Source organism: Streptomyces sp. GQFP, from assembly GCF_021545335.1.
In the GTDB taxonomy this organism is placed as follows: domain Bacteria; phylum Actinomycetota; class Actinomycetes; order Streptomycetales; family Streptomycetaceae; genus Streptomyces.
Genome location: NZ_CP089312.1, coordinates 6046990 through 6061869 on the forward strand (window position 1 = coordinate 6046990; position 14880 = coordinate 6061869).

The 14880-nt window shown below is 70.5% G+C and carries 13 protein-coding genes; 9 read left to right on the plus strand and 4 right to left on the minus strand.

The genetic code is table 11. The features are described from left to right. The first annotated feature begins 181 nt into the window (after positions 1–181). Positions 182–847, plus strand: a complete 666-nt coding sequence (locus LUX31_RS27090; protein ID WP_443046004.1) for a TetR/AcrR family transcriptional regulator — start codon at positions 182–184, stop codon at positions 845–847. Between the two features lie 615 nt (positions 848–1462). Here the strand turns inward: LUX31_RS27090 and LUX31_RS27095 are convergent. Beyond that, the gene (locus LUX31_RS27095; protein WP_235477888.1) at positions 1463–2428 is read right to left on the minus strand and encodes a helix-turn-helix transcriptional regulator; all 966 of its coding nucleotides are present in this window, start codon (positions 2426–2428) and stop codon (positions 1463–1465) included. Between the two features lie 62 nt (positions 2429–2490). Between LUX31_RS27095 and LUX31_RS27100 the strand changes: the two genes are divergently transcribed. The 5 genes from LUX31_RS27100 to LUX31_RS27120 all read left to right on the plus strand — a co-directional run bounded on the left by LUX31_RS27100 (position 2491) and on the right by LUX31_RS27120 (position 8529). After that, positions 2491–4011 (plus strand): MFS transporter, encoded by a 1521-nt coding sequence (locus LUX31_RS27100; protein WP_235477889.1) that lies wholly within the window; start codon positions 2491–2493, stop codon positions 4009–4011. Between the two features lie 228 nt (positions 4012–4239). Beyond that, the gene (locus tag LUX31_RS27105; RefSeq protein WP_235477891.1) at positions 4240–5001 is read left to right on the plus strand and encodes a DeoR/GlpR family DNA-binding transcription regulator; all 762 of its coding nucleotides are present in this window, start codon (positions 4240–4242) and stop codon (positions 4999–5001) included. Next, on the plus strand, positions 4998–5945 hold the full coding sequence (pfkB, locus tag LUX31_RS27110) for a 1-phosphofructokinase (RefSeq protein WP_235477892.1): 948 nt from the start codon (positions 4998–5000) through the stop codon (positions 5943–5945). Before LUX31_RS27105 ends, pfkB begins: the two co-directional genes overlap by 4 nt. Beyond that, positions 5942–6502, plus strand: coding sequence for a hypothetical protein (locus LUX31_RS27115; protein WP_235477893.1), 561 nt, complete (start codon positions 5942–5944; stop codon positions 6500–6502). The genes pfkB and LUX31_RS27115 overlap by 4 nt, the downstream gene beginning before the upstream one ends. Then, positions 6499–8529: a PTS fructose transporter subunit IIABC gene (locus tag LUX31_RS27120; protein WP_235477894.1), complete on the plus strand. Its 2031-nt coding sequence runs from the start codon at positions 6499–6501 to the stop codon at positions 8527–8529. The genes LUX31_RS27115 and LUX31_RS27120 overlap by 4 nt, the downstream gene beginning before the upstream one ends. 144 nt (positions 8530–8673) lie before the next feature. On the opposite strand, the gene LUX31_RS27125 is transcribed toward LUX31_RS27120, so the two are convergent. Continuing rightward, positions 8674–9420, minus strand: a complete 747-nt coding sequence (locus LUX31_RS27125) for a DUF6227 family protein (RefSeq protein ID WP_235477896.1) — start codon at positions 9418–9420, stop codon at positions 8674–8676. Positions 9421–9965: 545 nt separating this feature from the next. Here LUX31_RS27125 and LUX31_RS27130 point away from each other — a divergent pair. Further along, complete coding sequence (locus LUX31_RS27130; RefSeq protein WP_235477898.1) at positions 9966–10835, plus strand: AraC family transcriptional regulator; 870 nt, start codon at positions 9966–9968, stop codon at positions 10833–10835. Between the two features lie 151 nt (positions 10836–10986). Here the strand turns inward: LUX31_RS27130 and LUX31_RS27135 are convergent, their stop codons facing one another. After that, complete coding sequence (locus tag LUX31_RS27135) at positions 10987–12075, minus strand: P1 family peptidase (RefSeq protein WP_235477900.1); 1089 nt, start codon at positions 12073–12075, stop codon at positions 10987–10989. Positions 12076–12255: 180 nt separating this feature from the next. Between LUX31_RS27135 and LUX31_RS27140 the strand changes: the two genes are divergently transcribed. Next, positions 12256–13959: a recombinase family protein gene (locus LUX31_RS27140; RefSeq protein ID WP_235477902.1), complete on the plus strand. Its 1704-nt coding sequence runs from the start codon at positions 12256–12258 to the stop codon at positions 13957–13959. Positions 13960–14124: 165 nt separating this feature from the next. Continuing rightward, the gene (locus LUX31_RS27145) at positions 14125–14310 is read left to right on the plus strand and encodes a hypothetical protein (protein WP_235477903.1); all 186 of its coding nucleotides are present in this window, start codon (positions 14125–14127) and stop codon (positions 14308–14310) included. Between the two features lie 40 nt (positions 14311–14350). On the opposite strand, the gene mscL is transcribed toward LUX31_RS27145, so the two are convergent. After that, on the minus strand, positions 14351–14821 hold the full coding sequence (mscL, locus tag LUX31_RS27150) for a large conductance mechanosensitive channel protein MscL (RefSeq protein WP_235477904.1): 471 nt from the start codon (positions 14819–14821) through the stop codon (positions 14351–14353). Between the last annotated feature and the right edge of the window lie 59 nt (positions 14822–14880).

Consider the following 14880-nt stretch of genomic DNA (forward strand, 5'->3'; position numbering starts at 1 on the left):
ACCATCCCAAGCCGGGCTCCGGTACCTAACCCCCCCAGGTACCGGAGCCCGGCTCACTTCTGCTTCCGCTCGCAGGCTCGTCTGTTCGCCCGCCTCGCTTAAGGGCGGGGCACCCCGTACCTGAACCCCGGGGTGGCCCGCCGGATGGCAGATTGTGCCACAGCGGCATAACCTGGCGTCCGTGTCCCACCCCGATTTCTCCGGTTCCTCCGGTTCCTCCGGCTTCTCCGGTTCGCTCACCGAGCGGCGCAAGTACGCGACGCGGATGGAGATCGCCCGAGTGGCGGCGAAGCTCTTCGTGACCGACGGGCTGCGGGCCACCCGCGCCGAGGACATCGCCCAGGCGGCCGGGGTCGCGCCGCGCACGTTCTACCGGTACTTCGCCACCAAGGAAGAGGCCGTCGGGCCTCTGTTCGGCGCGGGCGCTGAGCACTGGGCGGACTCGGTGCGCGAGGCACCGGCCGCACTGTCCGTCCCACAGGCCCTGGAACACGCGGCCCGGCATGTGCTGACACCGGGCGCCGGGGTCCCGCCGGGCGCCCTGGACTGGGCCCGCACCCTGCTCCGGCTGGCGGAGGAGAGCCCCGCCCTGCTGCGGGTGTGGGCGGAGCGGTGCCGGACCTCGGAGCGTGCACTCGCGGAGGCGCTGGCCTCCCGGGGCGCGGGCCCGGCCGACTCACCCGAGGCCCGCTTCACGGCGGCCGTCGCCAGCGCGGCCGTACGCGTCGCCTTCGAGACCTGGGCGGCCGGGGACACCCCACCCGACGGCCCGACCGGCCCGGCGGCACTGGCGGTGCGGAACTTGGGGACGCTGCGGGACTTCCCGTGGAGCGGCGCGAGTTCCTGAGGCGCGGGCCTTGAGGGGCGGGATTTTGAGAGCCGCCGGTCGGGTCTCGGGTCGGGCGTGCCTCGACTCCCGTGTCTGGTCGGGCGGTTCGGGTTCGTGGAGCGGCGCTGGCTTCTGTGGCGCGGGTCTTGGCGGGCCGGCGGTCGGGGCGTCCCCGGCCACGCAGGTTGGGCGCGGCTCGGCTTCCGTGTCTGTCGGCCGGTTCGGGTTCGTGGAGCGGGGTCGGTTTCTGTGGCGCGGGTCTTGGCGGGCCGGCGGTCGGGGCATCCCCGGCCGCCCAGGTTGGGCGCGGCTCGGCTTCCGTGTCTGTCGGCCGGTTCGGGTTCGTGGAGCGGGGTCGGTTTCTGAGGCGCGGGTCTTGGCGGGCCGGCGGTCGGGGCATCCCCGGCCACCCAGGTTGGGCGCGGCTCGGCTTCCGTGTCTGTCGGCCGGTCCGGTTCGTGGAGCGGGGTCGGTTTCTGAGGCGCGGGCGGTCGTGCCCGCCGCCGCCCGGGTCGGGGGTGCCTGGACTCCCATGCGCGGTCGACCAGTTCGGGTTCGCGTCCGTGGAGTGGCGGCGGCTTCTGAGGTGCGGGTTCCTGAGGTGCCGGTGTCGGCCCCGGCGGGCTGCCGGAGTCAGCTCCCCGCCGCCTGAGTCAGGCGGGCCCCCAACTCCCGTACCCGCTCGACCAGTTCGGGCGGTTCCTGGACCGTGAAGGCGCAGTCGACCGACGCGAGCCGTACCGCCAGCCACTCCACCGCGTCGCCGGTCGAGGAGCGGATGCGGCAGTTGTGCTCGTCGAGGGGCTCGGGGGTGCCGAGCCAGCCCGGGACGCGGGCGGCGACAAACGCGGCCGGGGCGGCGAACGTCGCCTCGAACTCGTACTCCTCCCGTCGGACGTGGATCGACCGGCGCAGATACTCCGCCGCGTCGCCCGTCGGCAGCTCGCGCGGGGTGAAACGGGCGCCCGTGGCGAAGGGGTCGGAGACCCGGTCGACACGGAAGGTGCGCCAGTCGGCGCGGTCGAGGTCGTAGGCGACGAGATACCAGCGGCGGCCGGTCGACACCAGCCGGTACGGCTCGGTCAGCCGCTTCGTCGCCGTACCGTCTTTGGCGCGATAGGCGAACCGCAGCCGCTCCTGCCCCGCCACCGCCGAGGCCATCACGGTCAGCGTCTCGGGCGCGATGACCGCACCGTCCCCGCTGGTCAGCGGGGTGGTCGCGGCCTGGAGGGTGGACACGCGGCGGCGCAGCCGGGACGGCAGGACCTGCTCCAGCTTGGCCAGCGCCCGTACGGAGGCCTCGTCCAGCCCCTCGACCGCGTGCCCGGCGCCCGCCCGCAGCCCGACCGCGATGGCCACCGCCTCCTCGTCGTCGAGCACCAGCGGCGGCAGCGCCTTGCCCGCGACCAGCCGGTACCCGCCGTCGGCCCCCTTGCTCGCCTGCACGGGATAGCCGAGTTCCCGCAGCCGGTCGATGTCCCGCCGCACGGTGCGCCGGGACACCCCGAGCCGGTCGGCCAGCTCGCCGCCGGGCCACTCGCGGGGCGTCTGGAGGAGCGAGAGGAGCTGAAGGAGCCGGGCCGGGGTGTCCGTCGTCATGGGTACGAGGATGCCGTACCACTAGGACAGGATCTGACCTAGTGGGGTCCTAGCGTGCAGTCATGAACTCCACCGAGATATCCGGGGCATCAACGGCTGAGCCCGCTGTCGTGCCCGACCGGCGGCGCTGGTTCGCCCTCGCCATCGTGATGACCGCGGCCTTCATGGACCTCGTCGACGTCACGATCGTCAACATCGCGATCCCGTCGATCCAGCGCGAGGCCGGCGCCTCCTTCAGCCAGATCCAGTGGATAACGGCCGGATACGCGCTCGCCTTCGCCGCGGGCCTCGTCACCGGCGGACGCCTGGGCGACATCCACGGCCGCAAGCGGCTGTTCCTCGTCGGCATCGGCGGCTTCACCCTGGCCTCCGCCCTCTGCGGCTTCGCCGCCAACCCCGAGATGCTGGTCGCCTCCCGCATCCTCCAGGGCGCGATGGCCGCGCTGATGGTGCCGCAGGTCCTGTCGATCGTCCACGCGACCTTCCCGGCGCACGAACGCGGCAAGGTTTTCGGCCTCTTCGGCGCGATCGTCGGCCTGGGCGCGGTGTCCGGCCCGCTGCTGGGCGCGCTGCTGACCGAGTGGAACCTGTTCGGCCTCGAATGGCGCCCCATCTTCCTGATCAACCTGCCGGTGGGCATCGCGGGCCTGATCCTCGGCCACTGCTACATCACCGAGTCCAAGGCCCCGCGCGCCCTCAAGCTGGACCTGGTCGGCGTCGCCCTGGTGACCCTGGGCCTGCTGATGCTGCTCTACCCGCTGACCCGCGGGCGCGAGCTGGGCTGGCCGCTGTGGGGGTACGTGTCGATGGCGGGCGCGCTCGTCGTGTTCGGCGCGCTGGTGGCGTACGAGAAGCGGAAGACCCGGATCGACGGCTCCCCGCTGGTCGAGCTGTCCCTGTTCAAGGTGAAGAGCTTCGCCGCGGGCATCGCCGTACAGACCGTCTTCGGTGTCGGGCTCGGCATCTTCTTCCTGGTCTGGACGCTGTACATGCAGTCGGGGCTGGGCTGGAGCCCGCTGAAGGCCGGGCTGACCGGCGTGCCCTTCTCGATCGCGGTGTCGGTTGCGGCCGGCATGTCCGTCCAGAAACTGACCCCGCGCTTCGGCCGCAAGGTGCTCCAGGCGGGCGCGCTGGTGATGGGCCTGGGTGTGCTGCTCTACATCTGGGAGTCGGGCAGGTACGGCATGGCGATCGCCTCCTGGCAGATGGCGTTGCCCCTGGTGGTCATGGGCGCCGGCATGGGCCTGATCGTCGCCCCGCTGACGGACGCGGTGCTGTCGGAGGTGCCGAGGGAGCACGCCGGGTCGGCGTCCGGGCTGATCAACACCGTGCAGCAGATGGGCAACGCGCTGGGACTCGGGCTGGTGTCGGTGGTGTTCTTCGGCGCGATGGGGGACCGGCTGGCGCCGGCCGAGGTGGGTCCGGCGTTCGTGGACGCGTTCCAGCACGCGCTGGGGTGGGTGGCCGCGTTGATGGGCCTGATCTTCGTGGTGATGTTCGCGCTGCCGGGGCGGGCGGCCGCGGTGGCCGGCGGGCCGGAAGAGGCGGTGGAGGACGAGCAGGAGAAGGTCCTCGTCCGCTGAGCAGGGGCGCGGTGGAGCAGGGCCCGGCACCTCAGGCATCAGGCCTCAGGTGTCGGGCCTCAGGTGTCGGGCCCTTTCCCGTGCGCGTATCCGTGCCGCATCCATACAGAAGCCTGATTGTGTCCGTATCGCGCCCGAACTTGTTTACTTTCCGGAAATCCGGGCGTAGCCTCCGGGATGAAAGCAGCCGAAACAACAAGTTCGGGCATGAGTCGGAGGCGAACGGACATGTACGCACCGGAGCGGCAGCAGGAGATCCTGCGGCTCGCCCGTGACGGCGGGCGGGTGGACGTGCTGTCCCTCGCCGAGCAGTTCCAGGTCACCGCGGAGACCATCCGCCGGGACCTGAAGGCGCTGGACCGCGCGGGCCTCGTACGGCGTGTGCACGGTGGCGCCATACCGGCCGGTCGCCTCGACTTCGAGCCCGACCTCACCGAGCGCGAGTCGACCTACGCCGACGAGAAGGACCGCATCGCCAAGGCCGCCCTCGCCGAGCTGCCCACCGAGGGCACCCTGATCCTCGACGCCGGCTCGACCGTCGCACGCCTCGCCGCCGCCATCCCGCTGGAGGCGACGCTCACCGTCGTCACCCACAGCCTCCCGATCGCGGCCCGCCTCGCCGACCACCCCGGCATCCAGCTGCACCTCGTCGGGGGACGCGTCCGGCACCGTACGCGCGCTGCCGTCGACGCCTGGGCGCTGCGGGCGTACGGCGAGATCCGCGCCGACGTCCTGTTCGTGGCCGCCAACGGGTTCTCCGCCGAGCACGGGCTGACCACGCCCGACCTCGCCGAGGCCGCCGTGAAGCGGGCCGCTGTGGAAGCCGCCCGCCGAGTGGTGCTGCTCGCCGACTCGACGAAGCATGGCGAGGAGCACTTCGCCCGCTTCGGGGTCCTGGGCGACGTGGACCTGCTGATCACGGACAGCGGCCTTGACCCCGAGGACGCCACCGCGATCGAGCGCGGCGGCACGGAGGTAGTGCGCGCATGATCCTCACCGTCACTCCCAACCCGTCCCTCGACCGTACGTACGAGGTCCCGTCCCTCGACCGCGGCGAGGTCATCCGCGCCACCGGCGAACGCATGGACCCGGGCGGCAAGGGCGTCAACGTCTCGCGTGCGGTGGCCGCCGCAGGCCGGCGCACGGTGGCGGTGCTGCCACTGGGCGGCGCACCCGGAGCGCTGGTAGCAGACCTCTTGGACGCCCAGGGCATAGAGGTGGCACCGGTACCGATCGCGGGGGCGACCCGCTCGAACATCGCCCTCGCCGAATCGGACGGCGTCCTGACGAAGATCAACGCACCCGGCCCCGAACTCTCCGCCGCCGAACAGGAGTTGCTCCTGGAGACGGTACGCGTGCAGTCGGCCGACGCCGACTGGATAGCCTGCTGCGGCAGCCTCCCGCGCGGCCTGGCCCCGTCCTGGTACGCCGACATAGTCGCCCGTACGCACGCCGCAGGCGCCCGAATCGCCCTGGACACCTCGGGCCCGGCCCTCCTGGCGGCCCTGCGCGAACGCCCGGACGTGGTCAAGCCGAACGCGGAGGAGCTCGCGGAGGCGGTAGGCCGCCCGTTGGCCACGATCGGCGACGCGGTGAAGGCGGCGGAGGAACTGCGCGAACTGGGCGCGGGCGCAGTCCTGGCCAGCCTCGGCGCCGACGGCCAGTTGCTGGTCAACGGCTCGGGCATCTGGTTCGCCACCGCCCGGGTGGACACCGTACGCAGCAACGTAGGCGCCGGCGACTCCTCCTTGGCCGGCTTCCTGATCGCCGGCGGCAGCGGCCCCGAGGCCCTGGCCTCCGCCGTAGCCCACGGCGCCGCCGCAGTCCAACTCCCCGGCAGCGTGATGCCGACTCCGTCCGACCTCGACCCGTCCGCGGTGACGGTGACGAGCGAGATACCGGTGGACCGGGCGCTGAGGGAGCCGGTGTCATGAACACCCACCTGAGCGCCCGCCTTGGCCCGGCCCTGCCGCGGCCGTCCGCCGTCGCGCACGGTGCTGCTGCCGTGCGGTTGCTGGGCAGCGGGATGCCGATGCCTGCCGACCTTGGCCTGGGGGCCGGTGTCATTAGCGCCCGCCTTGGCCCGTCCCTGCCGTGGCCGTCCGCCGCCGCGCACGGTGCTGCTGCCGTGCGGTTGCCGGGCAGCGGGATGCCGACGCCTGCTGACCTCGGCCTGGGGGCCGGTGTCATGAGCGCCCGCCTTGGCCCGCCGGCCCTGCCGCAGTCGTCCGCCGCCGACCTCGACCCGTCCGCCGTGGCGATGACGGGCGAGGTGTCCCTGGACCCTCGTACCGGGGGAGCCCGTCTCGTGACGGCGCCCGCCCGCTGCGCCCGTCCCCCTGAACCGGCCCTGACGCGGCGGGGTTTCCCCGGCCCCGCCGCAGCCACCCCCCTCCCCATGAGCCCCCACCGCAGTACCCGTATGAACCCCGTCCCCAGCCCCGCCCACTCCACTTCCCGGGCGATACGCGTGCGAAGGAGCCCGCGATGAGCGAGATGATCACCGCGGACCTGGTCGACCTCGACCTGTCCGCCCAGACCAAGGATGCGGCGGCCCGTGCCCTCGCCGAGCGCATGGTGGCGAAGGGGCGGGTGACCGACCTTGACGGTTTCCTCGCCGACGTGGCCGCCCGTGAGGCGCAGATGCCGACCGGCCTCGACGGCGGCATCGGCATCCCGCACTGCCGCAGCGAACACGTGACCGAGCCGACGCTCGCCTTCGGGCGCAGCGCCGCCGGGATCGACTTCGGCGCGGCCGACGGCCCCGCCGACCTGATCTTCCTGATCGCGGCCCCGGCCGGCGCCGACGACGCCCATCTGACGATCCTGTCGTCGCTCGCCCGCCAGCTGATGAACGACGAGTTCACGGCGGCGCTGCGGGCGGTCGGCGACGCGGAGACGGCCGCCGCGCTGATCCGTGGCGACGAGGCTCCGGCCACCGATGACTCCGCGGCGGCTTCGGCGGCGGCCTCCGCCGAAGCCGCCGCGGGCACCACCGACGGCGACGGGGGCGCGCGTCCGTTCCGGATCGTCGCCGTCACCTCCTGTCCGACCGGTATCGCCCACACGTACATGGCCGCCGAGGCGCTGGAGAACGCGGGCCGCGAGGCAGGCGTCGAACTCGTCGTCGAGCCGCAGGGCTCGGCCGGGTTCACCCGGCTCGACCCCGCCGTCATCGCCGCCGCGGACGGCGTGATCTTCGCCCACGACGTGCCCGTACGGGAGAAGGAACGCTTCGCCGGGAAGCCCACCGTCGACGTCGGCGTCAAGGCCGGCATCAACAAGCCCGCCCAGCTCATCGCCGACGTACGCGGCAAGGCCGAGCGCGGCGAGAGCAGCGCACCCGCCACCAGCGGTACGCCCGTCGAGCGGGCCGGCGAGTCCGGCGACAACTACGGCACCAAGCTGCGCAAGTGGCTGATGACCGGCGTCAGTTACATGGTCCCGTTCGTCGCCGCGGGCGGTCTGCTGCTCGCCCTCGGCTTCGCGATCGGCGGCTGGGAGATCAACAAGGCGCCCTCGGTCATGGAGCACTTCTCCTGGACCCAGGTCGACAGCTGGGGCGCCCTGCTGTTCCAGATCGGCGGGGTGGCCTTCGGGTTCCTGATCCCCGTCCTGGCCGGTTACATCGCCTACGGCATGGCCGACCGCCCAGGTCTCGTCCCCGGCTTCGTCGGCGGCATGATCGCCTCGAACATCGCGGCCGGCTTCCTCGGCGGTCTGGTCGCCGGTCTGCTGGCCGGTGGCATCGTCCTCGCGATCCAGAAGATCAAGATCCCACCGGTGCTGCGCGGCATCATGCCCGTCGTGGTGATCCCGCTGATCTCCTCGCTGGTCGTCGGCTTCCTGATGTTCGTCGTCGTCGGCAAGCCCATCGCCGAGGCCCAGAAGGGCATGACGGACTGGCTGGCCGGCCTCTCCGGCACCAACGCCATCCTGCTCGGCGTACTGCTCGGCCTGATGATGTGCTTCGACCTCGGCGGCCCGGTCAACAAGGTCGCGTACGCCTTCGCCACGGCCGGCATCGCCGTCGCGGACCCCAGCGACTCCGCGATGAAGGTCATGGCCGCGGTGATGGCCGCCGGCATGGTCCCGCCGCTGGGCATGGCGCTGGCCACCGTCGTCCGCAAGAAGCTCTTCACCCCGGCCGAGCAGGAGAACGGCAAGGCCGCCTGGGTCCTGGGCGCCTCCTTCATCTCCGAGGGCGCCATCCCGTTCGCGGCGGCCGACCCGCTGCGCGTCATCCCGGCCTCGATGGCGGGCGGCGCGGTCACCGGCGCCCTGTCGATGGCCTTCGGCGCCACGCTCCGCGCCCCGCACGGCGGCATCTTCGTGGTCCCGCTGATCGGCAGCCCGTTCCTCTACCTGATCGCCATCGCGGCCGGCACCTGCGTCACGACGGCCCTGGTCATCGTCCTCAAGAGCATGCGCAAGCCGGCAGCGGGCGCCACGGCGGCCGAGTCGCCGGAAGGCACGGCGGCGGCGACGCAGGCGAAGAAGGAGCCGGTGGCGGCGTAGGCAGAACGATGGGCGGGCGTGCTGGGCGCACCCGCGAGTACCACCGGAAACGCCACGGTCCCGGACAGGAGTTCCCTGTCCGGGACCGTGGCGTCTGCTCTGCCGTCAGTAGGAATCAGGAATGGCGTGCGGGGTTACGGCGGTTTACGACGCCCGGGCCGCCCGCCGCTCCATCGCGTCCCGCGCCCCGTCCTCCGTCGGATACACCTCGCACATGTGCCGGCCGTCGGGCGTCGCCGTGTGCTCGACCTCCCACAGGGAGATCTCCTCACCGCCCGGCAGCAGGAAGGCGTGCTCGTAGAGCGAGAAGCCGATCCCGGACCGGCCCGCGCGGCACGGGCGCCCGAACGCCTGGGTGATCTGGTGCGCGAACGCCGTACGCAGCAACTCGGCCGTCTCTGTTCCCGGTCGGTCCGTGTTCTCCGCCCGGCGCAGTAAACGGCGCGCGTGGTCCGCCGAGTCGTCGGGAACGTACACATGCCGAGGCTGGACGACCGGTGTGAGCTGAACCGTCACCGGCAGCTCGAAATCCGGGCCGTCGGCGGGCAGCGGGAGCCGGGCCGTGGCGGCGCGCAGTTCCTCCTCGTCCACATACACCTCGTGCTGCGGACCCGCCCCCGGCGCCGTGTTGTGCACCAGCTCCCAGAGGGTGAGCGCCGAACCGTCGGCGAGCAGCCAGGTGTGACGGTACGTCTCGCGGTGCAGCCCCGCGCTGTGGTGCGCCGAGTGCAGCGAACTGTCGTGCGCCAGCGCGCAGTCGAGCCGCCGTATCGCCTCGTCGGGCAGCTCGAAGGAGTTCAGGGCACGACCGAGGAGCCGCTCGAGGTGCTCCTCCGGAGACTCGGGCGACTCGGGTGGTTCGTACGCTGCCGTCTCGTACGGAACGCTCAAGGCTTCTCCCGGCGTTGCTGCATGTCACCTTGTGGGTGCATACCGTAGCCCCTCGGTCGGACATCATGTCCGGGAACCGAGAAAACATACGCCTAGGAGACGCCCGGACCGCACGAAAAGTTCCCGCGCGGCCCCGAAAACCGTCAATGGTCCATCAACACGCCCTGATCGGGCGGTACTTCAGGCACTGTCAGGAAGCAGCCCCAGCCGTCCACTCGCTCCACGGCAGATCCCAGCCGCTGAGACCGTTGTCCGGCGCGACCTGCTTGTCGGCGGAGTTCTTCACGATGACGACGTCCCCGACGTCGCCAACCGCATCGCGTGCGGCACATCCGGGATGTCGTACGCGTTGGCCGGGCGAGACGACGGGTGGCCGAGCGGGCCTGCCGGCGCCGGTAACGGCCCAGGTTGAGCCTGAGCCCGAGATCGCCAGGTCGGAAGCGGCGAACCGCGTCAGTCCAGGCGCCTGACCGGATCGGATCGCAGCGGTCGGGTGTTGCCGGGGTGCCTGCTGCCAGGGTTGGAGTCGAAAGGGAGGCTTCCTAATGATCTCGGCACTCAACCAACTTGTCGATCTTGTCGAGGAGCACCTCGTCGAGGAACTCGACGTCGACAGGTTCGCCGGGGCGCTCGGCACCACCGAGTACCACCTGCGTCGGATGTTCTCGTCGTTGGCCGGTATGCCGCTGTCGGAGTACGTGCGGCGGCGCCGCATGACAGTTGCCGCCGCCGACGTCGTCCGGGGCAAGGGGGATCTGCTGTGTATCGCCGTCCGGCACGGATACGGCTCCAGCGAGGCGTTCGGACGCGCGTTCCGGGCGGTCCACGGTGCCAGCCCCAGTGACGTGCGCCGTAATGGAGGCCCCTTGCGCACACAACCGCAGCTCAGGTTCCGCCTGACTGTTGAAGGGAGTATCCCCATGGACACCCGCCTCGTCGACCGCCCTGCATTCCGGCTGGCCGGACACGCAACCCGGGTTCCGCTTATTCATCAGGGCGTCAACCCGCACATCCAGGAGCACATCGCTGCGCTACCGCTGGAGGAGCATCTGCGGCTGAAGGCCCTCAGCGACACCGAACCGAAGGGTCTGCTGCAGGTCACCGATGACCTCGATCCCGACGGCAGTGAGGGCAGTGAACTGACCTACCTGCACGGAGTCGCCCTCAGCCGGGACACGCCGGTCCCGGACGGGCTCGACGCCATCGAGGTACCACCTGGAATGTGGGCAGTCTTCCGTACCGGCGGACCGCATCCGCAGGCCCTGCAGACGACCTGGGCGGCGACCGCGACCGAGTGGTTCCCCTCCAACCCGTGGCGGCTGCGGTCGGGGCCCTCGGTCGTCGCGGTCCTCGAGCGCGCGGACGATTTCAGCACCGCGACCTGCGAGCTGTGGCTTCCCGTCGAACCAGCGTGACGCACCATCGACCATCGACCATCGACCATCGACCATCGACCATCGAACGCGGTTGAGCGCTTGAGCTGACGGAATCCGCCAACTCAAGCGCTCAGTCACAATCGGCCAGTGGCAGAAACGGGACAACCACCCTCCCCCCATGGCCCTCCCGTTATCCGTGACCCCCGTGACCCCCGTGACCCCCGTGACCCCCGTGACCCCCGTGACCCCCGTGACCCCCGTACAACTCCCCATACGACGGCCAAGCCCCGCCCGCCCCCGTCACCGGCTCCGCCGCCCGTACCGCCCGTACGATCGCCCGGGTCACCAGGTCCGCGCTCGCCTCCAGGATCTCGTTCAGTGCGAGGGGGTTGTCCTCGGACAGTGGGCGGGCCCCTGTCGCCAACGTGAACACCGTGTCCCCGTCGGTGAGCAGATGCACCGGACGTACGGCACGTGCGATGCCGTCGTGTGCCGTGCCGGCCACCTTCTGGGCCTGGGCCTTTGACAGCGCCGCGTCGGTCGCGACCACCGCGAGGGTGGTGTTCAGCGGAGGGAGGGGGGACTGGGCCGCGGCTTCGGCCAGTCGCCGCCGCGCCGCCTCGTGCACGTCGGCCGACGGATACTCGACCCGCCGCCCCTCGAACAACTCCCCGTACAGCACCCCCGTTTCCGGATCCACCGAGTACCCCGCCGCGTTGGCCACCACCAGTGCCGCCACCGTGATCCCCGACCCGAGTACGGTGCTCGCGGTGCCGACACCGCCCTTGAGATGCCCGACCACCGCCCCCGTACCGGCGCCCACGCACCCCTCCGGCACGGGCGCGCCCAGCTCGCTCGCGGCGGCCGCCTCGACGGCTGCCCGACCGGTGGCCGCGTCCGGCCGGGCCCGGAAGTCGCCACCCCGGCCCAGGTCGAAGACGCAGGCGGCCGGCACCACCGGCACCACGTGCCCGGCATCGGGCCCGACCCGTACCCCGCGCTCCCGCTCCTCCAGCCAGGCCATCACTCCCGACGCCGAGTCCAGCCCGTACGCGCTGCCGCCCGTCAGCACCACCGCCTCGACAGTGCGTACGACGTTGCGCGGGTCCAGGGCGTCGGTCTCCTTGGTGCCGGGTCCGCCGCCCCGTACGTCCACGGCCGCCACGGCTCCACCCTCCGGTGCGAGCACGACCGTCGTGCCGGTGAGCCATCCGTCGCCGATACGCGTCGCGTGCCCCACTCGCAGGCCGGCCACATCTGTCAGAGCGTCAACTGTCATGACGCCCAGTCTTGCTTCACGCAGCCACTTCGTTGTCGTACGCCGAGGCGAACCAGGTGAAGTTCATCCAGGTTCACTGCGGAGTAACGGAGCAACACCGCTATTCACCTGCGCCGAAACCAACTATGGGAGTTCAATTTCCTATGGGGGCAGCGTGAAGCGGTCCCGGTGGACGAACGGATGACCATGGAACGTGACGACCTGTCGACCCTGCGCGCACTGGGCTTCGAGGATGACGAGCTTCGGCAACTCGGTCTGTGGGACGTGCCGACTGGAGCCCCGGAAGACCTGGCGGAGGCATACATCAGGCGCTCGAAGAAGCGGGACACCCTGACGACAGTCCGGGCTCATGTGCGGGACGTGTGCCGCCTCGCAGCCATCGAGGGGAAGGCGATCCGGCATGTGTGGTTCGAGCAGCGGAGCGCGAGCAAGGCGCATGTCCGGCGTGAGGAGTTCGAGAATGCGAACCAGGCAGTCTTGGACGGTCACTCGAAGACGCTGTACGTATGGAAGACCGACCGTCTTTCACGTCGGGGCATGGGCCAAGTCGGCTTGCTGCTCGATGGCTTCGGCAATCGCGCCGCGCGTTTGGTGAGCGTCATTGAAGGGCTGGACTCTTCGAGGGACGGACGGACTGTCTTCGGAGTTCTCTCGGAGCGAGCCCGCGAAGAGGTCAAAGACATTTCGCTACGGACGAAGACCGGAGGAGACGCGCACAAGGCGGAGGGGCGTTGGCCGGGAGGTGTGACGCCGTACGGGCTCTGCTGTCCCAAGGGATCGGGGAAGCTTGAACACAACCCGGCGGAGTACAGATACGCGCGCACGCTGATCGCTGAGCGGCTTTTGGACATGGTGACACCGGCCGAGATCGCCAATGATCTCAACGAGCGGGGCGTTCCCACGCGTCATGGCAAGAAATGGCGGGCTCAGACAGTCATCAATCTTGCACAGTCGCCGAGTTGGGCCGGTCTCATCCCGAACCGTGATCGGCAGACCGACGAGTTCGGGATGCCCCTCGACAAGTGGCACCGAGGTGGAGATCCCCTCCTGGGGGCAGACGGTCACCCTGTCCGTGCCGGTAAGGGAGTCGTCACCTTCGAGGAGTGGGAGAAGATCAGGGCCATTATCTCGGGCCGTTCACGCCCCGGTACGACGATTGGCGACAGAACGCGCGGCGTCCGCAAGGCAGCCACCATCATGACAGGCGTCCTGCGCTGTCCACACTGCAACGGTCCCATGGGGAACGGCGGGCGTAACTATCGCTGCCTTGCCCGTGTGAATCAGGGAAAGTCCGTCTGCCAGGGGATCGCGACCATGCGTGAGCGGGTGGACGAGGCGATGGAGGAACTTTGGATGAACCGCATCTTGAATCTTTCTCCGGACTCATTCGCGATCCATGAGATCGCCCGACGTTGGCTGTCCTACCAGGATCCTGAGAAGGAGGCACGCAAGCGCTCCGTAGGGGCAGCGCTCGACAATGCGGTAGGCCGGGTGATGAAACTGAACAAGGAATTCTTCATCGGCGGGGGAATGGATGAGGAACAGTTCGATGCTCTCCGAGAGGAGTTGGAGACTCAGATCGCAAGCCTCAAGGCCGAACTTGCGGAACTCTCGAGGGATGCTGACCTGTCGGCTCTTGTGGCCCCCGAAGCAATGGCCGCCGTCTGGGAGGGCAGTGGAATTGTTGGGCGCCGGGCCCTCGTCCAGGCGGCACTGAAGAGCGTCACCGTGAAGCCCCCCAAGGGACGGGGAGACAAAACACCGATCCTGGACCGTCTTGTGCCTGACTGGCGAGACAAGAAGACCGACGCGCTGCGTCTGGGCGAGGAGTTTGAGGCGGTGGAGCCCAGCAGGACGGGGCGTGTGCCCGAGGCAGCCGCGTAAGTCCCGCCGCACTGTGGCCGGGGCCCTTCGTACTGCACGACACGCCCTGCCCGACACAGAGCAGACGGCCCTGGCCGGAACCAGCTTGGTGGCCCACAACCTGAAGGCAGTGTGAGCCCGCGGGACGACAGGGCGACGGCTGTCCCCGGGACGTACCCTGGACTCATGAGCAGCCCCGCCGCCCCCGAACCGCGCGCCCCGAAGCCCGCGCTGATCTTCGACGACCCGCTGGACCAGCAGTCGTCGGACGACACGGACCGTGGGTGGGGCGAGCGCCCGGCTGACGGCGGCGGCGACAGCGCGGCCGACCTGAAGCGCTTCCTCGACGAGAAGCCGCCCCACCACATCTGAACCGGGCCGAGCGACCTCCGAACGAGGCCGAGCGCGCTGCCTACCGCTCGTCGTGCCCGGAGCCCCGCTGGGCCACGAGGGCGTCGCGGATCTCCTTGAGGACCTCCAGCTCGCTCAGCTCGACGACCTCCTGCGCGCCCTCCTTCGCCTTCTGGCGCGCGGCCACCCGGGCCAGGTACTTCGACATCGGCAGGACCATCAGGAAGTAGACGACGGCCGCGGTGATCACGAAGGTGAGCGTGGCGCCCAGGACCGAGCCCCACATGATCTTGACGCCGGTCGCGGTGTCGCCGGTGCCGGTGCAGGGGTCCTTGATGCAGGAGCTGTAGTTGTCGAGGTTCTTCGTCCCGAACGCCCCCACCATCGGGTTGATGACGCCCTTCACCACCGAGTTCACGATGTTGGTGAACGCGGTGCCGATGACTACCGCGACCGCCAGATCGACGACGTTGCCGCGCGTCAGGAAGGCTTTGAAGCCGTCCCAGACGCTCGGTTGCTTCTTCTCGCTCACCGCGGGGCCTCTCCTCGTACACGCAAATGGGGGAACAAACAGTTCCGCAACCTACGTCA

Excerpts from the sequence above, each read along its gene's own strand:
- LUX31_RS27095 (WP_235477888.1), bottom strand. The coding sequence starts at position 2,428 with ATGACGACGGACACCCCGGCCCGGCTCCTTCAGCTCCTCTCGCTCCTC.
- LUX31_RS27100 (WP_235477889.1), top strand. The coding sequence starts at position 2,491 with ATGAACTCCACCGAGATATCCGGGGCATCAACGGCTGAGCCCGCTGTC.
- LUX31_RS27105 (WP_235477891.1), top strand. The coding sequence starts at position 4,240 with ATGTACGCACCGGAGCGGCAGCAGGAGATCCTGCGGCTCGCCCGTGAC.
- pfkB (WP_235477892.1), top strand. The coding sequence starts at position 4,998 with ATGATCCTCACCGTCACTCCCAACCCGTCCCTCGACCGTACGTACGAG.
- LUX31_RS27115 (WP_235477893.1), top strand. The coding sequence starts at position 5,942 with ATGAACACCCACCTGAGCGCCCGCCTTGGCCCGGCCCTGCCGCGGCCG.
- LUX31_RS27120 (WP_235477894.1), top strand. The coding sequence starts at position 6,499 with ATGAGCGAGATGATCACCGCGGACCTGGTCGACCTCGACCTGTCCGCC.
- LUX31_RS27130 (WP_235477898.1), top strand. The coding sequence starts at position 9,966 with ATGATCTCGGCACTCAACCAACTTGTCGATCTTGTCGAGGAGCACCTC.
- LUX31_RS27135 (WP_235477900.1), bottom strand. The coding sequence starts at position 12,075 with ATGACAGTTGACGCTCTGACAGATGTGGCCGGCCTGCGAGTGGGGCAC.
- LUX31_RS27140 (WP_235477902.1), top strand. The coding sequence starts at position 12,256 with ATGACCATGGAACGTGACGACCTGTCGACCCTGCGCGCACTGGGCTTC.
- LUX31_RS27145 (WP_235477903.1), top strand. The coding sequence starts at position 14,125 with ATGAGCAGCCCCGCCGCCCCCGAACCGCGCGCCCCGAAGCCCGCGCTG.